This window comes from Nocardia wallacei, assembly GCF_029868745.1.
GTDB classification, from domain to species: domain Bacteria; phylum Actinomycetota; class Actinomycetes; order Mycobacteriales; family Mycobacteriaceae; genus Nocardia; species Nocardia wallacei_B.
In genome coordinates this window covers 14,675-37,169 of the sequence record NZ_JARWOP010000085.1, presented here as the reverse complement: position 1 = coordinate 37,169, position 22,495 = coordinate 14,675, and the positions used below count along the sequence as shown (strand labels likewise).

Sequence of the window (22,495 nt, the reverse complement as noted above, 5' to 3'; positions counted from 1 at the left end):
CCGGGATCACTCGGTCGCGTAGCCCAGGATGGCCTTGGTTTCCAGGTACTCCTCGAAGCCGTTCTCGCCCCATTCGCGGCCGTTGCCGCTCTTGCGGTAACCGCCGAAGGGGGCGTGGAAGTCGAAGGCGTCGTTGACCGTTACCCAGCCGGCGCTGATGCGGCGGGCGACGGCGCGGGCCTGGTCGAGGTCGGCGCCGGCGACATTGGCGGCGAGACCGTACTCGGTGTCGTTGGCGATCTCCACGGCCTGGTCGAGATCGTCGTAGCCGAGGATGGTCAGGACCGGGCCGAAGATCTCCTCGCGGGCGATGGTCATGTCGTTGGTGACGTTCGCGAACACGGTCGGCTTGACGTAGTAGCCCTTGGTCAGGCCCTCGGGTCGGCCGGTGCCGCCCGCGACGAGAGTGGCGCCCTCGTCGATGCCCTTTTGGATGAGAGCCTGGATCTTGTCGAACTGCGCACCGGACACCACCGGACCCAGCGCGACGTCTCCGGTCGGATCACCCACGGACAGTTGCGAAGCCGCGTCCCGGGCCGCCGCGATCGCGTCGTCCATGCGGGTGCGCGGCACCAGCATCCGCGACAGCGCGCTGCAGGTCTGGCCGGAGTTGTTCATCAGGGTCGCGACGGCGCTGCCGACATTGGCCGCCAGTCCCGCGTCGTCGAGGACGACGTTCGGGCTCTTGCCGCCCAGCTCCTGGGTGACCCGCTTGACGGTGGGCGCGGCGTTCTTGGCGATCTCGATGCCCGCGCGGGTGGAACCGGTGAAGGAGATCAGGTCCACGCCGGGGTGCGCGGACAACGGCGCGCCCACACTCGGGCCGTCGCCCTGCACCAGATTGAACACCCCGGCGGGAATCCCTGCGGCATCGAGGATTTCGGCGAAGATCTGCCCGCTGAACGGCGACTGCTCCGAGGGCTTGAGCACCACCGTGCATCCGGCGGCCAGGGCGGGGAAGACCTTCACCGCGATCTGGTTCAACGGCCAGTTCCACGGCGTGATCAGACCGCAGACCCCGATCGGCTCCTTGACGATCAGGGTGGCGCCGCGCGGCTGTTCGAAGGAGTAGTTCTCCAGGATCTCGATGACCGTCGCCAGATGCCCGGCGCCGAGATCGACCTGGAAGCCGCCCGCCAGCGCGGCCGGGGCGCCCATCTCCTCGGTCAGCGCCGCGGCGAGATCCCTACGGCGCCTGCCGTATTCGTCACCGATCGCGCGTAACACCGCGAGCCGATCGGTGACGGAGGTGGCCGCCCAGCCCGGGAACGCCTGCCGCGCGGCCGCCACCGCCTGATCCACGTCGGCGACCGAGCCGCTCGCGACCCGCCCGGCGACCTCCTCGGTGGCCGGGTTCACCACGTCGAACGTCCGCGGTTCGGCCGGATCGACCCACTTGCCGCCGATGTAGAACTTCGAATATTCGCGCATCACTGCTGTCCTTCCGCGTACCAGGTGCGGAACTCGTCGTAGCTCGGCATCTCCTCCGAGTTCGCCTTCGGATCGACGGCGACGTGGATGACGCCCGGCCGCCCGCTGGCGTAGGCCCGCTTGATGGCCGGTGCGATGTCCTCGTCGCGTTCGACGTATTCGCCGTAGCAGCCGAAGCCCTCGGCCACCTTGTCCAGCCGCACGTCCTTGCTCCAGTGCACGCCGGTCTCGAGCGACCCGTGCCCGAAGGTGCGCTTGTAGACGCCGACCTCCAGGCCCCACGCATAGTCCACGGCGACCACGCAGACCAGCGGAAGATTCAGGCGCGCAGCGGTTTCCAGCTCCGCGATCTGGAACTGGAACGACGAGTCGCCGGTGACCAGCATGACCGGCCGCTTACCGCCGTCGGCCACCGAGGCGCCCACGGCGTAGGGCAGGCCGGTGCCCAGATGCCCGAAGTTCTGGTTCCAGATCACGTCGTGCGGCTTGGCCTGGGAGTAGGTCCAGCCGAAGATCGTGGTGGCGCCGCCGTCGCGGACCATGATGCCGTCCGGCGGGAAGGCCTTGGTGGCCTCCACGATCATCCGCGCGGGATGCACCGGCGACTCGCCGGCGGGCGCGGTCTCGGCCAGCTCCGCCAGCTGCGCGGCGTCCTGTTCGATCCAGCGCCGCAGCTCCGGCGTCGGCGTGCGCGGAGTGTCTTGCAGCGCCTCCACCAGCTGCGGCACGATGGCCCGCAGATCGCCGACCAGTGGCACATCGATCGGCCGGTTCACGCCGATGGCCGCCGGATCCTGTTCGATCAGAATCCATTTCCGGTTGGCCTCGTTCGCCACCCAGTGCCGCCCGCGGCCGAAATGCACCGGCTCGCCGAGTTCGGTGCCGATGGCCAGCACCAGATCCGACTGCACCACCGCCTCCAGCCCGGCCTTGGAGAAGCCGTACGGGAAGGTGCGATCCTCCAGTCCCTTGATGTAGGAGGTACCGCCGGAGGTCTGCAGCACCGGCGCCGCGACGAGATCGGCCAGCGCCTTCACCGACTCCCCGGCCCGCGCGGTGTGCACCCCGTGCCCGACCAGCAGGATGGGCTGCTTCGCCGCGCGGATGTATTCCACCGCCTCGGCCACCTTGTCGGGACCGGCGGTCTGGCCGACGAGCCGATAAGCCTTGGGGGGCAACACCGGTGGCACGTCGAGTTCCTCGGTGATCACGTGCGACGGGTACTCGATGTACACCGGCCCCGGCGTGCCCGACAGCGCCTTGCGCAGGCCCTCGCGGATGATCTCGTCGGTCTGGTCCGCGTATTCGATACTGGCGCTGTACTTCACGGAGTTCTCGATCAGCGGCGCCTGCTGCACGAACTGGATCCGGCCGCGCCGCACCCGCTGCTCGGTGATGCGGGCGCGCTGTCCGCCGAGGAAGACGATGGGGGAGTTCTCCACCTTGGCGCACATCACCGAACCGGCCAGGTTCGCGATCCCCGGGCCGAGTGTGGCGATGGCCAGCGCGGCCTTCCCGGTCATCCGCGACACCGCCTCGGCCATGAACCCGGCCGACTCCTCGTGGTGCGGCGCGACGACATTCCAGCCGCGCTCCTCGGCGAGATGGAACAGGTGCACGAAGTTCGGGTCGGGGATGCCGAAAATCGTCCTGATGCCCTCGGCTTCGAAGAGGTCCAGAATGCGTTCGTAAACCTTGACTGCCATGCTTGTCCTCACTTCCCTGCCCTGGCCATCGCGAAGCTGCCGCCGATGTGGTCGACGTGAGCCGACGCGGGCGGCAGGATCCAGGAGTTGTCGGTATTGCGAATCTCGTCGATGCGCGCGGCGACCTCGCCGACGGTCCACGAGGGCTGATACACGCCCGGCGTCTCGGCGATGTAGGCACGCGCCACCCGGCCCGCGATCGACACCAGCAATTCGCCGCTGAGCGTGCAGGTTTCGTGCGCCAGATAGCCGACCGCGGGCGCCACGAGTTCCGGCCGCATGTCCGGATAGGCCGAGGTGTCGATGCCCGCGGCCATCCGGGTGAGCGCGGAGGGCACGATGACGTTGGACTTGACGCCCACCTCCGCCCCCTCCAGCGCGACCACGTTGGACAGCCCGATCACCCCGGCCTTGGCCACCGCGTAGTTGGCCACCGCCTTGTTGCCGTAGAGACCGCCGATGGAGGAGGTCAGGACCACCCGCCCGTATCCGGCCTTGCTCATGACCGGGAAACCGGCGCGCACCACGTGGAAGGCGCCGCGCAGGTGCACATCCACGACGGCCTCGAAATCCTCGTAGCTCAGCTCGGTGAGCGACCCGTAGCGCACGTTTCCCGCGTTGTGGATCAGGATGTCGAGGCGGCCGAAGTGGTCCAGCGCCGATTCGACGATCGCCCGCCCGCCCGCGGGCGTGGCCACCGAGTCGGTATTGGCGACCGCCTCGCCCCCGGCGTCCGTGATGGCCTGGGCGGCCTCCGCGGCCACATCGGCCTCGAAGACGTCGCCGCGGGTAGTGCCGCCGACATCGTTGACCACCACCTTGGCGCCCAGGGCGGCAAGGAGTTCGGCGTAGGCGCGCCCCAAACCACGACCGGCGCCGGTGATGACGGCGACGCGATCGTCGAATCTCAACTCTGACAAGGTGTTCGGTCCTCTCCGGGGTCGTCGGGGCGGGTCATCGGCCCAGCGCCAAACCCTCCAGGTCGCCGGCGTCGCGCCAGCCCTGCAACATCTCCTCCAGCACGTAGAAGCCGCCCCAGAACGGGTCGCCCAGGAACGAGCGGCCGTTCGGCTCGCCCTCGCTGTTGTAGTAGCCGGGCGTGCATTCCGAGACGAAGGTGCTGTTGTCGACGGTGTTCGCGCGGATGGTCTGCACCCAGCCCTCCTCGGCGTCGGCGGTGGGTTCCACCACGGCGACGCCGCGCTCCTGGGCCTGCTTCACGATGTAGGCGATGTGATCGGCCTGCTGCTCGAACATCAGGGTGGTGGCCGCGGTGACGCCGCCCTGGATGAACCCCGTGAAGTAGATGTTCGGGAAACCGTGCGTGGTGATGCCGTGCAGCGTCCGGAAACCCTTGCCCCAGTGCTCGTAGAGCGAGCGGCCGCCGCGGCCGGTGAACGGCTCGATGTCGTACTGGCGCTCGAGGGAGGTGGTGATCTCGAAGCCGCTGGCGAAGATGATGCAGTCCACCTCGTGCTCGACGCCGTGGGCGATGATGCCGTTCGCGGTGATGCGCTCGACGCCCTTGGTGTCGGACACATCGACCAGGGTCACGTTGGGGCGGTTGAAGGTCGGCAGGTACTCGTCGTTGAAGACCGGCCGCTTGCACATATTGCGGTAGTACGGCTTGAGCTTCTCCGCCGTCTCCGGGTCCTCGACGATCTCCTCGACGCGCCGGCGCAGCCGCTCCATCGCCCGGTAGTCCTCGATCTCCTTGAGTTCCAGGAACTTCGCGGGATCGGCGAGCGCGGCCCACCCGCCGGTTTCGTTCAGCTTCGCGGCCAGGTTGCGCGCGACCTCGGTCCAGCCGTCGCAGATCAGGTCCGGCTCGCCGGGGCTGTAGAACGCGAAGGCGGCGTTGTGGAAGTTGCGCTGCCGCTCGGCCCGCCAGCCCGGCCGCAGCGACTTCGCCCATTCCGGATCGGTCGGGTAGTTGTCCCGCTCGAAGATGTAGGACGGGGTGCGCTGGAAGACGGTGAGATGCTTCGCGCCGCGCGCCAGATGCGGAATCGCCTGCACCGCAGTGGAACCCGTGCCGATGATCGCGACTCGCTTGTCGCCGAGGCGGTCCAGGCCGCCGTGCAGATTGCCGCCGGTGTACTCGTAGTCCCAGCGGGCGGTGTGGAAGGTGTGGCCCCGGAAATCCTTGATGCCGGAGATCCCGGGCAGTTTCGGGCGGTTGTAGGGGCCCTGGCACATCACCACGAAACGGGCGCGGATATCGTCGCCCCGATTCGTGCCGATCCGCCAGCGCTTGATCTCCTCGTCCCATTCCAGCGAGCGCGTCAGGGTATGGAAGATCGCCTTGTCGTAAAGGCCGAAATGTTTGCCGATGCGCTGCGCGTGTTCGTAGTTCTCGTCGCCGTGGGTGAACTTCTCCGTCGGCATGTAGCCGGTTTCCTCGATCAGCGGCAGATACGTGTAGGCATCCGAGTCGACCTGAATTCCGGGGTAACGGTTCCAATACCAGACCCCGCCGAAATCACCGCCCAGCTCCACGATCCGGAAATCGGTGACGCCCGCCTGCAGCAGCCGGTGCGCGGTGATGAGCCCGGCGAAACCGCCGCCGAGCACGACCACCTCGATATCGGCGTCGATCGGTGCGCGCGGCGTCACCGGCAGATGCGGATCGCTCTCGTAGAATTCCGCGAACTCGTCCTCGGCCTCGAGATACTGCTGCTGGCCCTCGGGCCGCAGCCGCTTGTCCCGCTCCGCCAGGTACTTGAGGCGTAACGCTTCCTTGTCGACGTCGGGCGTTACCGTGGGTTCGCAGTGCTGCATTCGGATGTCCTAGATCTCTTGCTCGAAGTTCGTGGGTGGGACGCCACGGTCAGGTCAGCTCGCGGGGCTCGCCGGTGCCCATGTACGAGGCGAGGTTGTGATGCAGGTTGACGATGCTGCGTTCGCGGTACGGATTGGGCTTGGCGCCGGTGAAACCGCGCGACTTCAACCCCTTTTGCACGGCGGCCATATTCGAGAAGTCCTGCGGCAGAACGGTTCTCCAGTTGGGGTCGCCCTCGGGGGTGTACTCCCATTCCGTTTCCGGCTCCTCGCCGGGCGGGAACAGCTCGAACACCGCCGCCTCGAAGAGGCACTTGTCGGGGTCGTAGCCGTAGGGCCGGAACCGGTAGCACAGCATGTTGTTCAGCGCGTGGCCGATCTGGAAGTTGGGGAAGATCTGCCACGCCGTCCCGGCCTGGGCGACGATGTCGGGATCGACCTTCGGCCAGACCACGCCGCGCGCCTCGTCCTCGGAGCGGGCGGTGTCGAGCCAGTAGCGCAGCACCTCGTTGGCCGGGGTGCCCTCGGGCAGCTCGTCGACCAGCCGGTTCGCGACGTCGACCAGGGTGCGGGTGGTGTTGGTGTTGGCGTTCTCCCAGGTGAAGTTCTGCAGCGTCGCCGTCGACACCCGCGCGTCGGGACCGGCGCCCAGCCGCACCTTGGCCTGGTTCTCCTCCATGCCCTTCGGCGCGTCGTAGCCGATGTTGCTGTGCTTGCCCTGCGCCCGCGCCCAGCCGAGGAACTGGCCGAAATTCATGAACTCCGGGTGGGTGTAGGGCACGTGGTAGGTCTCCATGAACGCCTCGAAGGCGACCTTCCAGTTGCAGTCGAAGGTCAGCCACCGGCGCCACCGGTAACGCATGTTCTCCAGCTCGAAATGCTCGAGCAGACTGGCGGCGGGCTCCAGGTACTCGCGCAGCGGGCCGGCGTCGGGGTCCAGATTGATCCAGATCCAGCCGCCCCAGGTGTCCACCCGCACCTGATTCAGTCCGTCGTTGCGGTTCAGCCCGCACGGCCAGTCCTCGCGTTCGGCCACGAAGGTGTTGTTGCCCTCCAGGTCGTAACGCCAGCCGTGGAAGCCGCAGACGAACTGCTTGCGGCTGCCGCGGGCGTGGTGCTCACCCGGCGGGGTATCGATGAGGCGGCGGCCGCGATGCGCGCACACGTTGTGGTAGGCGCGGATCGTGTCGGGAGCGGTGCGCACCACGATGATCGAGTCGTCCTGGATCTCGTAGGTGAGGAAGTCGCCGACGCGGGGAATCTCCTCGACCCGGTCGACCTGCTGCCACACCTTGGCCCAGAGTTTGTCGCGCTCGGCGCGCGCGTACTCCTCGGAGATGTACGCGTCGACGCCGATGACCAGCGGCGTCGACAGCGGTCCGGCCGCCTGCGGCGCCGTTGTGCCCGTGGAGTTTTCCGAGTGGGTATCGACGGTTTCGGTCATCACATCCTCCTCATGAGAACCGCGGTGTCAGCGTGTGATGGCGGCGCGGAACGACTCGTCCTTCAGGAACAGCGAGGTGTTGTCGGCGCCGAGGTGGGTCCATTTGAGATTCAGCCCGCCGTCGACCAGCAGCGTCTGCCCGGTGATGTAGGTCGACAGGTCCGACAGCAGGAACAGGATCGGCCCGGCCTGCTCGTCCGGGGTGCCGCGGCGGCCCATGGCGATGGCCAGCCGGTCGCGGTCGGGGTCCTCGTCGACGTAGGCGCCCGAGGCCGGGGTCTCGGTGACGCCGGGGGCGACGGCGTTCACCCGGATGCCGTCGAGGGCCAGCTCGACGGCCATGGTGCGGGTCGCCGACACCAGCGCGGCCTTGGCCGTGCCGTAGGCGATATGGAAAGGGGCGGTGTTCATTCCGCTGATCGAGGAGATCGACACGATCGACCCGCCGCGCCCGTGCGACTTCAGCTCCGCGGCCACCGCCTGGCTCATGAAGAACATCGTTTCCAGGTTCTGGGTGAACAGCCCGCGCCAGTCCGCCCGGGTCACCCGGGTGGACGGCATCCAGGTCGACGGTGCGGCGCCGCCGGCGACATTGACCAGTCCGTGCAGTTCGCCGTCGGCCCGGCGGGCGTGCTCGAGCACCGTCGCGATGCCCTCGTCGGTGGCCGCGTCGGCCGCGACCGGCAATACCGAAAGCCCCTCGGCCGCCAACGGTTCGACGTGTTTCGCCAGATTCTCCGCCGACCTGCTGACCGCGATCACGGTGGCGCCCGCACCCGCGACCTTGCGGGTCACCGTGGTGCCGATGCCGCCGCCGCCCGCGCCCGAGACGATGACGACGCGGCCCCGGAGCCCGAATCCGTTGTCACTCACGGCCGCTCACGCCTCCTCGCGCAGCGCCAGGACGCTGCCCTCGGCGTCGGCGGAGACGTAGAGGGTGCCGTCCGCCGCGGCGGCGATGCCCGCGAACGGTCCCATCGGACCGGAGAACGGCGGCGTCCCGAGCAGTGGCTTGGGCACCACTCCGGGCGGCGCGCCGATCGGGAGGCCCGAGGCGAGCGTGGTGCGTGCCTTGGTCTCGAGATCGACCCGGACCACGGTTTTCGCACCGGCGTCGACGATGTGTAATTGCCCGTCGCGCACCAGGATTCCGTGCGGCGTCTCCAGCCCGTCCACCACCGTGTCGACACCGGCGGGACCGACCGAGACCACGCGTCCGGCGCCGGATTCGGAGACCAGGACCGTGCCGTCCGGGCCGAAGGCGATCCCCAGCGGCGCGTTCAGCCCGGCGGCCAGCACCTCCACCTCGCCCGGCCGCACCGACAGCACCCGGCCCGCGCCCAGCTCGGCGGCGACGATCGCGCCGCCGGGGGCGAGCCCGACACCGTAGAGCTGGTCGAAACCGTCCGCCACGACCTGTGGCTCCTGGGCCGAACCCGGGCGGTAGTAGGAGATCTGACCGGTAGAGGTGGCGCAGACGAACTCGCCCGGACCCACGGCCGCGACGCCGCGCACATAGCCGGGGTTACCCGGGCTGAAAAGCGAGGCGACAGTGTGCAATTCGCCGTCGCGCAGGACGTAGAAGAAGGTGCCGTCGGCGACGTAGAGGCTGCCGTCGGGGGCGACGGTGAGATCCAGCGGCCAGAGCAGGCCGCCGGGCAGCACCGGCTTTGTCTCGCCGCCGGTGCGGATTTCGGTGATCGCGCCGGAGAAGTGCGACACGAACAACCGGTCGCCGACGAAGGTGCAGTTGTCCAGGCCCGGCTCCAGGCGCGCCAGCACCTGCCGGTCGCCGGTGCGCAGATCGATGCGCAGCACCTCGCCCGACGCCGCCTGGGTGGAGACGAGGAAGCCGTCGGCGTCGAATTTCACCGAGTCGGGGGAGCCGAGATCGCCCGCGACCCGTTGCGGCGCACCGCCGTCGGGGTCGATGCGCCAGATGTCGTTGGTGCCCATGACCGGGTAGTAGAGGAGGCCGTCGGGGCCGACCTCCATGGCGTTGGGCATCGGCAGGTTGTCCTGCAGCACGCGCGGCGCACCGCCGTCGAGGGGCAGTTCCATGAGCCGTCCGCCGATGCGGCACTCGTTGACGAACAGGCGGCCGTTGTGCACGGTGATGCCGTTGGCGCCGGGCAGATCGGCGCGGAGCACGCGGGTGCGGCCGTCGGTGCCGCGCACGCTGACTCGCGCGTCCATGTACTCGGTGGCGACGAGATTGCCCTCGGGGTCGAAGGCCAGGTCGTCGGGGGCGACGATGTCACCGCCCTTGGCGCTGACGGTTTCCAGCTCGCCGGTGCCGACGTCGAGTGCGCTGATCTGGCTGCCGGCGACCTGGGCCACGTAGATGCGGCCGTCGGGACCGGTGCGCAGACCGTTCGCGCCGAACAGGCGGCTCGGCGGGGTGAGCCGTTCCAGGCTCCAGCCCTGCGCGAGGGTGGTCGATGCGGTGCCGCTGTAGCGCGCCCCTGTAGTCAAGGCGGGGCCTCCGAGTGGTGAGAAGTTTGTTGGTCTTGTGGTGTCGCTGACCTGCTGCATTACGGAAATGTCATTCCGCTGGCATGCACCGCAGGCCGTGTAACGCGCATCACGCTACTTCAATCCTCATAAGGATAGCAATACTTGTGCCGTTACTTACCGTGGAGTAGTCGGTCGCCCGGCTGTTGTGGGTATGCGCGACTGTGTTCGGAAAGCGCACGGGTGCATGGCTATTCGCCGCTCGAGGCGTCAGGCGTGGCCCGGTGGCTGGACGGCAGGGCGGCGATGTCGATCCCGGTTGCCTCCGGCCGTTCGTCCGATAATAGATTCTCATGAAAAGAGAATACGATTACCGTCCGGCTGGCGGACCGGCTTCGCCCAACCGGGGAGACGTGGTCAGATCCGGGTGCGCGGACCGGACCGCATGGCGAGGCGGGCGCCGCTGCGGGAGGCGTTGACCACGCCGTCGTCGAAACGCTCGAGGACCACGGCCTGGGTCGCGGCCAGGTGGGTGCGGTACAACTGCTCGGCCTCGTCGGCCCGGCCCGCCGCGATGTCCTTGACGAGGCGGCGGTGCGTGCGCACCGCCTCGGCGGCCTCGGCGGGGGACGGGTACTCGCCGCGGCGGGCCTGCGCCTCGGCCCACGTCTCCTCCTGGACCGACCACAGCGCGACCAGGGTGCTGACCACGTAGCGGACGGTGAGGTTCGGGGTGAAGGAGACGATGAGGTCGTGGAATTCGCGGGCGGTGTGGGTGAAGGCCACGCCGTCGTCGACGAGTTCGGCCGACTTGTCGACGTTCTCGGTGAGCGCCGGTATCACGGTTTCCGCACGGTCGGGCCGCCTGGCGCACTCGGCCGCGCAGGTCGGCTCCAGCATGCGCAGGCCGGTGGCGAGGTCGCCCAGGGTAACGTGCGCGGCCTGCAGGGCGAGCCCGAGGTGATAGGCCGCCGACATCTCGTCGGGCCGGTGCACCTCCGCGCCGCCGACATTGCCCCGGCGCACCGTGACCAGGCCCTCGGTCTCCAGGATGCGCAGCGCCTCGCGGATCGAGGGGTAGCTGACGCCGAAGTCCTGCACCAGCTGGTCCTGGGTGGGCAGCCGGTAATTCTCGTCGCCGGCCAGGATGCGCGAGCGCAACTCGGCGGCAACGGTTTCGGCGATCCGGCGCTGCGGCACGCGGCCGCGCTTGGCTGCGGTCATGCGGGCCGCCGCCCGGGGATCGTGCACGCGCGCGTCGCCTCGGTCATGGCGGCAGTGTAGTCAACGGCGAACTGACCATACAAATATTGCTATCCTTATGAGGATTGAAGTACTGTGCGGCAATGGACTTCACGATGGGTGAGTCCGCCGCGGAACTCCGGGCCGAGTTGCGGCGGCTGATAGCCGAGGAGGTCCCCGCCGATTATCTCGGCGCGTTCACCGACGATCCCGCCGATCTGGCTGTCGCCCAACGGTTCTGCCGGGTGCTCGCCGATCGGGGCCTGCTCTGCGCGGCCTGGCCGGAGGAGTTCGGCGGCCGCGGCGCCTCGGTGTGGGAGCAGACCGTCGTCCGCGAGGAGATGTGGGCGCACCACGAACCCCGCGGGGCGCAGTATATGGGAGTCAACTGGGTGGGGCCGACCATCATGCGGCACGGGACGCCCGAACAGCAGCGCAAGCATCTGCCGCCGATCGCGCGCGGCGAGGTCATCTGGTGCCAGGGTTTCAGCGAGCCCGACTCCGGGTCCGACCTGGCGTCGCTGCGCACCGCCGCGCGCCGCGACGGCGACGGCTGGCGCATCTCCGGGCAGAAGATCTGGACCTCCTACGCCACCATGGCGCAGTGGATCTTCCTGCTCGCGCGCACCTCCTCGGAAGGCCGGAAACAGCAGGGGCTCACGGTCTTTCTGGTGCCGATGTCGGATCCGGGGATCGAGGTCCGGCCGATCCGGTCGATGCTCGGGCCGCACCATCTCAACGAGGTGTTCCTCGACGGTGTCCGCGCGACCGAGGCCGACGTGCTGGGCGAGGTCGACCAGGGCTGGTCGGTGGTCGGGGAGGTGCTGGCCTTCGAACGGGTCGGCATCGCCCGCTACGCCCGCTGCGACCGCCTGCTGCGCGCGGCCCCCGAGGTGCTCGGGCCGCGCTGGGAACAGATTCCGGCCGAGTTGCACGCACGCTGGATGCGGGCGCTGACTCGTGCCCGGCGGGCCCGGCTGCTGGCCTATCAGGTGGTCGCCACGCAGAGCACCGGGCAGGTGTCGCCCGCCGACACCGCCGCCTATCGCATCGCGGTGACCAGACTGGATCAGGAGAGCGCGAGCGTTCTCAGCGAACTGTCCGGCTACGTCACCGGAGACGGCGACGCGCAACGCCGCTTCCGCCGCGCCGTGGAGGACCACTGGCGCTATGCCAACGCCGCGACCGTCGCCTCGGGCAGCGTCGAAATGCAGCAAATCCTCTTGGCCCGATCGCTCTTGGGCCGGTCCCGCCGAGCGGGTGCGGCCGCATGAGCGAGGCGAATTCGGCAGTGCGGCCGCAGGAACATCGTATGGAAATCGAATTAACCGGCGAGGCAACGGAATTCGGCAAACAGGTGCAGCGGGCGCTGGCCGCGGCCGGGGGCGACGAACTGGTGCAGGCCGCCGAGCGTGACCCGGGTCGCCGGGCGGCGCTGGTCGAGCCCGTACTCGGTGCGCTCGGCGCCTGGGAACTGGAGCCGCGGCGCGATGGCGAGGAGTTGGAAGCGGCGGCGGCGCTGTGCCGTAGTGCGGGATACTGGGCCGCGCCGTATCCGGTGGCGGAACGTCTGGCCCGGCCTGGGGACGGGAGCGCCGACGGGCTGCTGGTAGTGGCGGGGGACGAACCCGTGGCGGCGGTCGAGGGGCTCGATCTGCGCTGGGCCACAGTGAGTTTCGAGGGCGTACGGGGCGCTGCGACACCGCGCGCGCCGCTGTCGCCCGCGCGTGCGACGGCGTTCGTGACGCGGTTGGACATCGAGCCGGTCGACGGTGACGGCGGCGCCGATCTCGCGCTCGCGGTGCTGCTGCCGTGCTGGACGCTGCTCGGGATGCTGGACCGCGCGGTGGAATTGGCTCGCGATCATGTGCTCGTGCGGGAGCAGTTCGGGCGGCCGCTCTCGGAATTCCAGTCGGTGCAGTTCCAGCTGACCGACGCCGAGGTGGAGCGCCGCGGCGCGGACATGCTCGCCCGCTACGCGCTGTGGAGCTGCCAGGCGCGCCGCGACGACGCGCTGGTGGACGCGCTCACGCTGCGTTCGGCGATGCTGGCGGCGGCGGACACGGTCTTCCGGATCGCCCATCAACTGCACGGCGCCTCGGGTTTCTGCGACGAATCGCCGCTGTCGTGGCTGTCGCGCTACAGCCTGCCGCTGCGCCGCCTCCCGCTCGGTGCGGTGGCTACCGAGGACCTCCTGATCCGCCTGGCCGGGCGGGACGGCCCGGCGGGATTGTTCGAAGCGAACGGGGAGTACGGCCGATGAGTGACGACCTTCCTCCGGTGCTGACCGTGACGGCCGAGGGGCCGGTCCGGCTCGTGGTGATCAACCGTCCGGACGAGCTGAACGCGGTGAACGCCGACCTGCATCGGGCGCTGGCGGAGGTGTGGCGGGAACTGGCCGCGGACCTCGAGGCGCGGGTGGTGATCCTCACGGGTACGGGCCGGGCCTTCAGCGCGGGCGGTGATCTGGAGTGGATCACGTCGTTTCTGGACGATCCGGCGGCCCGGGACGAGAGCATCCGCGAGGGCGCCCAGATCATCGAGGAGATGCTGCGCTTTCCGCTGCCGGTGATCGCCGCGGTCAACGGTCCGGCGATGGGGCTGGGCGCCAGCATCGCCGTACTGTGCGATGTCGTGCTGCTGTCCGAGCGCGCGTATCTGGCCGATCCGCACGTGGCGGTCGGGCTGGTCGCGGGCGACGGCGGGGCGGCGTTCTGGCCGCTGCTCACCCCGATCCTGCGGACCCGCGAATACCTGTACACCGGTGACCGGATCGACGCCGCCACGGCGGTGGAGGTCGGGCTCGCGAGCCGGGTCGTGGCGCCGGACGATCTGCTGCCCGAGGCGCGCAAGCTGGCCGAGCGGCTGGCCGCCCAGCCGCCGGAGGCGTTGCGCGGCACCAAGAGAGTCGTGAACATGTACCTGTCTCAGGCGCTCGCCGGGCCCATGCAGGCGGGGTTCGCCGCCGAGGTGGTCAGCATGCAGACCCCGGAACACCGGGAACGGCTGCTCGCGCTGCGGGACCGGACGCGGTGACCGGGCGCGAGCTCGAGGAGTTCCGCGCCGAGGTGCGGGAGTGGTGCCGCGCGCACGTGCCGTCCGACTGGCGGCAAACCCAGACCGGCGCCTCCGACGCGGAATTCGTTCGCTTCCAACAAGACTGGTTCCAGCAGCTGCGCGCGGCCGGATACGCCGTGCCGCACTGGCCGGTCGAGTACGGCGGCGGTATGCCGGTCGCGGAACAGATCGTGCTCTACCAGGAACTCGCCGCGCACGACGCGCCGCGGCTGGTGCTGGCGTTCGTGGCCGTGCACCACGCGGCGGCGACCCTGCTGGCCGCCGGCACCGAGGAGCAGCGGCGGCGGCACCTGCCCGCGATCCTCGACGGCGAGATCTGGGTGCAGGGCTTCTCCGAGCCGGGCGCGGGATCGGACCTGGCGGCGTTGCGCACCACCGCCCGCCGCGCGGGCGACGAGTATGTCGTCACCGGGCAGAAGGTGTGGGCGAGCGGCGCGCAGTACGCCGACTGGTGCCTGCTGCTGGCCCGCACCGACCCGAATGCACCCAAGCGGCAGGGCATCTCGTACTTCCTGCTCGACATGCGCACCCCCGGCGTCGAGGTGCGGCCGATCCGCCAGGCCACCGGGGAATCGCACTTCTGCGAGATCTTCCTGGACGAGGTGCGGATCCCCGCGGACCGGCTGGTGGGTGCGGAGAACACGGGCTGGCGGGTGGCGCAGCAGACCTTGGGCGCCGAACGCGGGCTGACCATGCTGGAATTGGCGGAACGGCTCGGCAATGCCGGTTTCCGGTGGCTGGCCGAGGCCTGTGCCCCGATCGACGACCCGGTGGTGGCCGACCGCCTCGCGACCTTGGAGATCGAGCTCACCGGGCTGCGCGCGCTGTGCCGGGATCTGGTGGAGCGGCACGCGGCCGCGACCGCCGGTCCGGCCGACGCCTCGATCGTGAAGCTGTACTACAGCGAATTGCTGCAGCGGCTGACCGATTTCGGGGCGGAGGTGGGTGGCATGGCCGCGCAGACCGTCGTGCGCAAACCGATGTCGGGCGGCTGGGAATCGGGCGCCTGGGTGCTCGACTTCGTCGGCTCCTGGGAGTGGACCATTCCGGGCGGCACCAGCGAAATTCAGCGCACCATCATCGCCGAGCGCGGGCTCGGCCTGCCCAGGGCGTAGGCGGGAGCGTGATGAGCGAGTTCGAGGAGATCCACGACGAGTTGCGCGCGGTGGCGCGCGGCCTGCTCGCCAAGACCGGACACGAGACCGCCGCCGACTGGTCCGCTCTCGCGCGGGCGGGATGGCCGGGGCTGGAAGCGCCGGCGGAATTCGACGGCGCGGGAGCCACTTTCGCGGAGGTGGCGGTCCTGCTCGAGGAGATCGGCCGGGCGGCGGCACTCACGGCGTTTCCTTCGGTCGCCGTCCTGGGGCTCGGAGCGCTCGGCATGCTGGCACCGGATGCCTTGCGCGACAAGATATTTCGGGAAGCCGTGGCGGGCGGAGCGGTACCGGTCGTCGCCCTGCCGGGAGAGTGGGGAGCGGGCGCTGATACGGGCTCTCCTGTGGCGGACCCGCAGGCCGTTACGGCGGGAGTTACCTTCGCGCTCGCGGGGGAGTCGGGCGACCAATTCCTTTCCGGTGCGGCAGAATTCGTGTGTGACGTGACGGCGGCGCGACCGCTGCTGGTCCCAGCCCGCACGCCGGATGGGGACGTCGTGATCGCGGTGGTCGAACCGGGGGCGGCGGGGCTGACTGTCACCGCGCAGCCCGTGGTCGATGCGACGCGAGTGTTCGGCCGCGTGGTCGCAGACCGGGTCGCGGTAGCGCCGGGTGCGGTGTTGCGGTTCGCGGGGGACGGTGCGGCGGCCCTGCGCCGGTTGTACGACCGTGCCGCGATCGCCACCGCGTGCGACAGTCTGGGGCTGAGCGTCGCCATGCTGGACGCGACCGTCGAATACGTCCGTGTGCGAGAGCAATTCGGTCGTCCGGTCGGCTCGTTCCAAGCAGTTCAGCACGCCTGCGCGGACATGCTGGTCCAGGTGACGGTGGCCCGGCAACTGGTGACGGCGGCCGTGCGCGGCGAGGCCTCGCAGTCGCCGGACGCCGCGGTGGCGGCCTCGCGGGCGAAGGCATACGCCACCGAGGCGGCGGTACGGGTCGCGGGCAAGGCAATGCAGCTGCACGGCGGCATCGGTTACACCTGGGAGAGCGGAATTCACGTCTATCTGAAGCGCGCGACGCTCAACCGGTCGTTGTTCGGCACGCCGGCCGCCCACCGTGCCCGGCTGGCCCTTCGATTCCGCTGAGATTGCGCACGGCGACCACCACCGTGGTGCCGTGGATGAGTGGCTACCCACGGGTGGTGTGAGTTCCGGGGCGGCGAGACGCCCGGCCCCGCTAGGGTGCTCGGGTCGGGCGTTAACGATCGCTAGCAGTTTGCCGACACCAGTGTGTAGTCCGTTCTACCTAGGGAGGAGCAAGAATCGTGCGAAATATCGTCCGTGCCGGGCTGTCCGCCGCTGCGGTGACCGCTGCCGGAATCATGGCGCTCGCGCCGTCGGCGGCTGCCGCGCCGACGTACTACGACCCCGAGATCTGGTCCTGCGGCCACCTTTTCCGCACTCCGCTGGAGGCGCCGCGGCCGGGCACCGCGGCGTACTGGAGCCCGTTCGGCACCGCGAATATCGTCTGCTACGACGACGGCAGCGGGTTGGCGCGCTACTACCAGCGCGACCCGGGCGGCGCGTGGCACGACATGAACGAACTGGCTCCCGGCAACTTCTTCCCGGTCATCTTTTCGACCACCATCCCCGACCACGCGCACTGGCGCGCCGGATGATCACGGACCGATCCGCGGCCTCCGGCAGCGCGTGAATCACATTCTCATAGCTAGAGAATGTTGATCTATCCTGGGTGAGTGTCAGCGATCGAAACCCGCCCGACCGTTCCCGTGTTGTTGCGGCGCAGTGCCGACGAGTTCGGATCCGAACGCTATGTGGTGACGCGGGACGACGGACTGACCTACGCCGCCGCCGAGCAGCGGTCGGGCGAGATCGCGCGGCGGTTGCTGCGTGCGCGGGTGGGGAAGGGGAGCCGGGTCGGACTGTTCTTCCCCAACGGTGTCGAGTGGATCGTCTGGTGGCTGGCGATCTGCCGCATCGGCGCGGTGGCCGTTCCGCTCAGCACCATGTATGCCCCGGCGGAGATGCGGAAAGTATTGCGGCTGGCGGATATTCAGGTGTTGATAGCCGCGGGCGCGGTACTCGGGTCGGATACGGGGGAAATCCTCGAGGCCGCGCTCCCCGGCTTGCCGGAAGGGACGGCCGGGGATCTGCACCTGATCGAAACCCCGTATCTGCGGGACATCGTCCTGGTCGGCGACGCCCGCCGCGGCTGGGCGACGCGGTGGCACGACGGCTTGCCGGCGGTCCCGCCGGACATCCTGCGCGCCGTCGAGGCGGAGGTCTCGCCCGCCGACCCGGTGCTCATGATCCACACCTCCGGCTCGACCGCCGACCCCAAGGGCGTGCTGCACACCCACGGCACACTGGTCCGGCAGACCAGTACGTGGGCGGCGGCGATCCGGCATGCCACCGGCGTAGACGCGACCCCGCGCGTGCTCTGCGCGATGCCGATGTTCTGGGTCGGCGGCCTTCTCGCCGCGGCGGGAGCGCTGCACGCACCGGCGACGCTGCTGCTGCAATCGCGCCTGGAACCGGGGAGCGCGCTGGACCTGATCGAACGGGAACGGGCCACCGGCGTGATCGGCTGGCCGGCCTTCACCCAGCGCCTGCGCGAACATCCGAGTTTCGAGGAGCGAGATCTGTCCAGCGCGCCACTGCTGCGGGACGGGCCGCTCGACCTCGCGATGATCGGTGTGCCGGACCGATATCCGGTGCACCGCAGCCTGACCGAGACCGCGGGCAGCTTCCACCGCACCGAAACCCGCATCGTCGGCAAGGACGGCCACGAGGTCCCCGACGGCACCGTCGGCGAACTGCTCATCCGCGGCCTCGGCGTGATGGCGGGCTACAACAAACGCGAGCGGTCGACGGTCTTCGACGCCGACGGCTGGTTCCACACCGGCGATCTCGTGTACCGCGACGCGGGCGACCCCCGGCTGTTCTATGTCGGCCGCACGAGCGAGGTGATCAAGCCCGCCGGCGCGAACGTATCCCCGCGCGAGGTCGAGGCGGTCGTCGAAACCTTCGACGACGTGCTGCAATGCGTGGTCGTCGGCCTCGACCACCCCAACCGCGGCGAGGAGGTCTGCGCCGTCGTGGTCCCGGCCGCCCCGGTGGTGGACCTCGACTCCCTCACGACCCGCGCCCGGGCGCAGCTCTCCGTCTACAAGGTCCCCACCCGCTGGATCGTCACCACCGCCGCGTGCATCCCCACCCTGCCCTCGGGCAAACTCGACCGCCGCCGCCTCCGCGGCCTCGTCGCCGACGGCACCCTGAAGTAGCGAATTGCCTACGCGCCCAAACGTTCTGCCGCCAGCTTCCGCAGATCACTGGACTTGATCTTGGCGCTGCCGGTCAGGGCGATATCCGTCTCGTCGAAGAACAGGACGTGGCGGGGGACCTTGTAGCTGGCCAGGCGTTCGCGGAGGTAGGCGCGGATCTCCTCGGCGTCGAGCCGGGCGTCCGCGTGCGGGACCACGCACGCCACGACGATCTCGCCGAGGGTGTCGTGCGGGACGCCGACGGTGCGGACGACCCGCACGCCGGGGAAGGGGAACAGGGTCTCGTCCACCTCGCGCGGGGAGACGTTCGCGCCGCCGGTCTTGATGATGTCGGTGAGGCGGCCCTCCCAGTACAGGCGGCCCGCGTCGTCGAGGTAGCCGCCGTCGCCGGTGTGGAAATAGCCGTCGGCGTCGAGGGTTTCGTCCAGCGGGGTGCCGAGGTAACCGAGCATCAGGGTAGGGCCCTTCACGCAGATCTCACCGCGGTCGCCGCGGGCGAGCACCGCGCCGGTCAGCGGATCGACGATCTTGACCGTATTGCCCGGCAGCGGTACGCCGCTGCTGCCCGCGATCTCCTCCTCGGGCGTATTGGCCGGGAAACACGTTGTGATGGTGAATGTCTCGGTATTGCCGTACGCGTGACCGGGTTCGGTGTACGTGGTCGACACGCTGGGATGCCGGGCGGCCGCGGTCGCCACGTCCACGAAACGCAGACTGGCGAGATCGGTGGCCGCCCAGTTCGGCGCGCCCTCCAGCTGTGCCCACTGATGCGGCCACGCGACGGGGAAATTGACCCGTTCGGCCTGCATGAGACGCAGCGCCGCCACCGCGTCGAAGGTCGATTGCAGCACCAGCGAACCGCCCGCGGCCAGCGTCGCGCCCAGGGCCATTCCGAAGTTGCCGGACCAGAAGAAGCCGTTGGCCGTCCAGCAGCGCACGTGATCGTCCGGCCCGAAGTCGTACATGCGCCGGAAGCGCCACATCTGGATGGCGACGCCGCGGTGCGCGCTGCGGATGCCCTTCGGCTTGCTGGTGCTGCCGGAGGAGAAGAAGATGACCGCCGTATCGCTCGGCCGCACCGACGCCGCGGCGGCGTCGACGAGTTCCTGCGGTTCGGCGTCCCCGCGCGCGAGGAACTCCTCCCAGGTCTCGATCGCGCCGCCCGGCACCGGTTCCCCGACCATCGAAAGATGGCGCAGGAAGGGGTATTTCGCCGACCGCACCGCACCGGGGGCCGAATCCGCGACCGCCGGTTCGAGTTCGGTCAGGGCGGCCGCGAAATCCTTTCCCGCCACGGCGCGTTCGAACAGCAGCACCGACACCCCGGACACCGCGAGCAGATGATCCAGCTCCGCCGGAGTCGAGAAGGTGCTCAGCGTGACCGCGACGCCGCCGGCCAGGGTCGCGCCGAACACCGCGGCGAGCCACTCCGGACGGTTCGTCATCAGCACGCCGACCCGGCCGTCCTTGCCGATCCCCGCCGCCCGCAGGGCACGGGCGACGGCGTTCGCGCGCTCCCACAGTTCGGTGTAGGTCCAGCGGGTGTCGCCGGCGGCGAGGGCCTCCCGGTCGCCGTAGCGCTCGGTCACCTCGCGCAGGAAACCGGGCAGTGTCAGCGGCCCCAGACCCGGTTCCGCCGCCAGCGGCGGTCCCGAGACGATCGCATCGGTCACGGCGGGCTCTCCCTCTTTCCGTGCCGCCGTCAGTACGGCAGCTCGACCTCGGCGGTGCAGTCCACGAGCACACCGAGATCCTGATTGGTGAGTTTCAGCCGCACCTGGACCAGCGGCACGCCCCACACCGATTCGGTTTCCTTGCCGATGATCTCGGCGTCGAAATAGGTGACGTCGCCCTCGAACGCGGGCAGGCGGAAGTTCGCCTTGGTGTGCCGCACCATGCCGTCCAGGCCCGCCCAGTAGGCGAGATAGTCGGTGCACCAGGCGCCCATGGTGGCCCCGTACCCGTAGGCGCGGGCCATGCCGACCTCGTCGGCCTTCTCGCCGTCGATGTGCCCGCGCGAGGGGCCCACGTACAGGCCGTCACGTTTGCGCGGATCGATGCGCGCGCCCTCCTCGTCGAACGCGAAACCCTCGGTCCAGCCCGGATCCTGGTAGATCCAGGGGTCCTCGATGCCCGGCGGCGCGGTCCAGTGGAACGTGCCCCAGATATTGAACAGGAAGGCGCGGTACTCGGTGGTGAAGGTCGCGATGCTGTGCGGCCCGATCACCCGGCGCGGCAACCGATCCCCGACCTTCACCTCGTCGAAGTGCGGGGAGACACCGGCGCGGTTGGACAGGATCCACTCGTGCCGCAGCGCCTCGATCTCCGTGAGTTCGGTTGCGGTCCAGGACTTCACGGTCCCGTTCTGATTGCTGTACATGCCCCGCTTGTGCGCCTCGTCGGCGAGATAGCGGATGGCGGTGGACCGTTCCTTCGCCACCAGGGCGCCGTGCTGGTTGGTATGGGTGGTGTCGCCGCGCGACAGCATGGTGGGCCCGGCGAATTTCGTCTCCACGATCTTGTAGTCGTGGAAGCGGCGGGTCTGGAACAGCTTGTCGCCGGGGCGCACCGGGCAGCCGTAGAACCACCACTCCTCGCCGCCGAAGATCAGGTGGCTGCCGGGGATGTGGCCGACGCAGGCCGGTTGCGCGCCGTGCCCGTAATCCAGTGCGACGGCGATGGATTGGGGCGCGACCAGCCCGCCGTACCGGGACTCCCGGGCGAACTCCTCGTCCCAGTGCAGCGGGTTGGGGTAGTCCATCGCCATCACCCAGCGCCGGATGTCGGAGGTGCTGCACGGATCCCACAGCTGGCCGCCGCCGACCGGCTTGCCGACCCGGTGGTCGACGTCGCTGAGATCGAGTTCGACGGTGGACTCGCTCGTCTTCTTGCTCACGGGGTACTCCTCATCACCGATTCACATCGACGACGAAGCGCCCGCGCACGGCGCCGTCGATGAGTTGCCCGGCCGCCGTGATCGCCTCGCCCAGCGGGATTTCCCGGGCGATCGAGTCCAGCGCGGCGGGGTCGAGGTCGCGGGCGAGCCGGGCCCAGGCCTCCAGGCGGCGCGGCTTGGGCGCCTGCACGCTGTCGATGCCGAGCAGCGTGACGCCGCGCAGGATGAACGGTGCGACCGTGGCGGGAAAGTCCATGCCCTGGGCCAGCCCGCAGGCGGCGACCGCGCCGCCGTAGCGGGTCTGCGCGCAGACATTGGCGAGGGTGTGGCTGCCGACGGTGTCGATCGCGCCCGCCCAGCGCTCCTTCTGCAGTGGTTTGCCGCGCTCGGCCAGCTCGGCGCGATCCACCACGGTGCCCGCGCCGAGGTCGTGCAGATAGCTTGTCTCCGAGGACTTTCCGGTCGCGGCGGCGACGGTGAACCCGGCCTTGGCGAGCAGTGCGATGGCGATGCTGCCGACCCCGCCGGTGGCGCCGGTCACCAGGATCTCGCCCTGCTCGGGCCGGATGCCGTGCCGCAGCAGCGCCTCGACGCACAGGCTCGCGGTGTAGCCCGCGGTGCCGATCGACATCGCCTGGCGGGCGGTGAACTCGGTGGGCAGCGGCACCAGCCAGTCGCCGTCGAGGCGGGCGCGCTGGGCCAGGCCGCCCCAGTGGCCCTCGCCGACGCCCCAGCCGTTGAGGATCACGGAGTCGCCCGCGGACCAGTCCGGATGCGCGCTCTCGGTGACCACACCGGCGAGGTCGATGCCGGGCACCATCGGGAAGGAGCGCACGATCGGCGACTTGCCCGTGATTGCCAGGGCGTCTTTGTAGTTGAGCGTGGAGTACGCGACGTCGACGCGGACATTTCCCTCCGGCAGGTCCGCCTCGTCCACCTCCGTCGGCGCGACCTTCGGTCCCGTGTCGCCTTTTTCGATGAGCAATGCCGTAAACATTCGCCGGCGAGTTCCTTTCTCCGCCATGGGATGGCCACCCGCGCACATGATGTTCTCTACGCGAG

The 22,495-nt window shown here is 69.6% G+C and carries 18 protein-coding genes; 7 read left to right on the top strand and 11 right to left on the bottom strand.

From position 1 onward, the window contains the following. Positions 1 to 6 precede the first annotated feature (6 nt). The 8 genes from QH470_RS06080 to QH470_RS06045 all read right to left on the bottom strand — a co-directional run bounded on the left by QH470_RS06080 (position 7) and on the right by QH470_RS06045 (position 11,040). Positions 7 to 1,431, bottom strand: a complete 1,425-nt coding sequence (locus QH470_RS06080; protein ID WP_280271276.1) for an aldehyde dehydrogenase family protein — start codon at positions 1,429 to 1,431, stop codon at positions 7 to 9. Continuing rightward, the gene (locus tag QH470_RS06075; protein WP_280271275.1) at positions 1,431 to 3,137 is read right to left on the bottom strand and encodes a thiamine pyrophosphate-binding protein; all 1,707 of its coding nucleotides are present in this window, start codon (positions 3,135 to 3,137) and stop codon (positions 1,431 to 1,433) included. The genes QH470_RS06080 and QH470_RS06075 overlap by 1 nt, the downstream gene beginning before the upstream one ends. An 8-nt stretch (positions 3,138 to 3,145) precedes the next feature. Beyond that, on the bottom strand, positions 3,146 to 4,057 hold the full coding sequence (locus QH470_RS06070; protein WP_280271274.1) for an SDR family NAD(P)-dependent oxidoreductase: 912 nt from the start codon (positions 4,055 to 4,057) through the stop codon (positions 3,146 to 3,148). A gap of 34 nt (positions 4,058 to 4,091) precedes the next feature. After that, on the bottom strand, positions 4,092 to 5,918 hold the full coding sequence (locus QH470_RS06065) for a flavin-containing monooxygenase (RefSeq protein WP_280271273.1): 1,827 nt from the start codon (positions 5,916 to 5,918) through the stop codon (positions 4,092 to 4,094). A gap of 49 nt (positions 5,919 to 5,967) precedes the next feature. Continuing rightward, a complete protein-coding gene (locus tag QH470_RS06060) occupies positions 5,968 to 7,362 on the bottom strand; it encodes an aromatic ring-hydroxylating oxygenase subunit alpha (protein WP_280271272.1) in 1,395 nt (464 codons plus the stop codon). A gap of 27 nt (positions 7,363 to 7,389) precedes the next feature. Beyond that, on the bottom strand, positions 7,390 to 8,235 hold the full coding sequence (locus QH470_RS06055) for an SDR family NAD(P)-dependent oxidoreductase (RefSeq protein WP_280271271.1): 846 nt from the start codon (positions 8,233 to 8,235) through the stop codon (positions 7,390 to 7,392). Between the two features lie 6 nt (positions 8,236 to 8,241). Then, a complete protein-coding gene (locus QH470_RS06050; RefSeq protein WP_425302618.1) occupies positions 8,242 to 9,897 on the bottom strand; it encodes an SMP-30/gluconolactonase/LRE family protein in 1,656 nt (551 codons plus the stop codon). A gap of 336 nt (positions 9,898 to 10,233) precedes the next feature. After that, positions 10,234 to 11,040, bottom strand: a complete 807-nt coding sequence (locus QH470_RS06045; RefSeq protein WP_280271269.1) for a FadR/GntR family transcriptional regulator — start codon at positions 11,038 to 11,040, stop codon at positions 10,234 to 10,236. Between the two features lie 122 nt (positions 11,041 to 11,162). Between QH470_RS06045 and QH470_RS06040 the strand changes: the two genes are divergently transcribed. The 7 genes from QH470_RS06040 (at position 11,163) to QH470_RS06010 (ending at position 18,537) form a co-directional block, all read left to right on the top strand. Next, entirely contained in the window at positions 11,163 to 12,332 is a 1,170-nt protein-coding gene (locus QH470_RS06040) for an acyl-CoA dehydrogenase family protein (protein ID WP_280271268.1), read from the top strand. Positions 12,333 to 12,370: 38 nt separating this feature from the next. Beyond that, a complete protein-coding gene (locus tag QH470_RS06035; RefSeq protein WP_280271267.1) occupies positions 12,371 to 13,321 on the top strand; it encodes an acyl-CoA dehydrogenase family protein in 951 nt (316 codons plus the stop codon). Next, the gene (locus tag QH470_RS06030) at positions 13,318 to 14,094 is read left to right on the top strand and encodes an enoyl-CoA hydratase/isomerase family protein (protein ID WP_280271266.1); all 777 of its coding nucleotides are present in this window, start codon (positions 13,318 to 13,320) and stop codon (positions 14,092 to 14,094) included. The genes QH470_RS06035 and QH470_RS06030 overlap by 4 nt, the downstream gene beginning before the upstream one ends. Beyond that, complete coding sequence (locus QH470_RS06025; protein WP_280271265.1) at positions 14,091 to 15,251, top strand: acyl-CoA dehydrogenase family protein; 1,161 nt, start codon at positions 14,091 to 14,093, stop codon at positions 15,249 to 15,251. Before QH470_RS06030 ends, QH470_RS06025 begins: the two co-directional genes overlap by 4 nt. 11 nt (positions 15,252 to 15,262) lie before the next feature. After that, positions 15,263 to 16,378 (top strand): acyl-CoA dehydrogenase family protein, encoded by a 1,116-nt coding sequence (locus QH470_RS06020; RefSeq protein WP_280271264.1) that lies wholly within the window; start codon positions 15,263 to 15,265, stop codon positions 16,376 to 16,378. A 179-nt stretch (positions 16,379 to 16,557) separates the two neighbouring features. Further along, positions 16,558 to 16,911, top strand: coding sequence for a hypothetical protein (locus QH470_RS06015; RefSeq protein ID WP_280271263.1), 354 nt, complete (start codon positions 16,558 to 16,560; stop codon positions 16,909 to 16,911). A gap of 78 nt (positions 16,912 to 16,989) precedes the next feature. Next, positions 16,990 to 18,537: a class I adenylate-forming enzyme family protein gene (locus QH470_RS06010; protein WP_280271262.1), complete on the top strand. Its 1,548-nt coding sequence runs from the start codon at positions 16,990 to 16,992 to the stop codon at positions 18,535 to 18,537. Between the two features lie 8 nt (positions 18,538 to 18,545). Here the strand turns inward: QH470_RS06010 and QH470_RS06005 are convergent, their stop codons facing one another. Genes QH470_RS06005 through acuI form a run of 3 tightly spaced genes read right to left on the bottom strand, consistent with a single transcriptional unit; the run spans position 18,546 to position 22,430 of the window. Beyond that, positions 18,546 to 20,210 carry a class I adenylate-forming enzyme family protein gene (locus QH470_RS06005; RefSeq protein ID WP_280271261.1) on the bottom strand — a complete coding sequence of 555 codons (1,665 nt, stop codon included), beginning with the start codon at positions 20,208 to 20,210 and terminating at the stop codon, positions 18,546 to 18,548. Positions 20,211 to 20,239: 29 nt separating this feature from the next. Beyond that, positions 20,240 to 21,433 carry a MaoC family dehydratase gene (locus QH470_RS06000; protein WP_280271260.1) on the bottom strand — a complete coding sequence of 398 codons (1,194 nt, stop codon included), beginning with the start codon at positions 21,431 to 21,433 and terminating at the stop codon, positions 20,240 to 20,242. 13 nt (positions 21,434 to 21,446) lie between these two features. Further along, on the bottom strand, positions 21,447 to 22,430 hold the full coding sequence (acuI, locus tag QH470_RS05995; RefSeq protein WP_280271259.1) for an acrylyl-CoA reductase (NADPH): 984 nt from the start codon (positions 22,428 to 22,430) through the stop codon (positions 21,447 to 21,449). Positions 22,431 to 22,495: the final 65 nt, after the last annotated feature.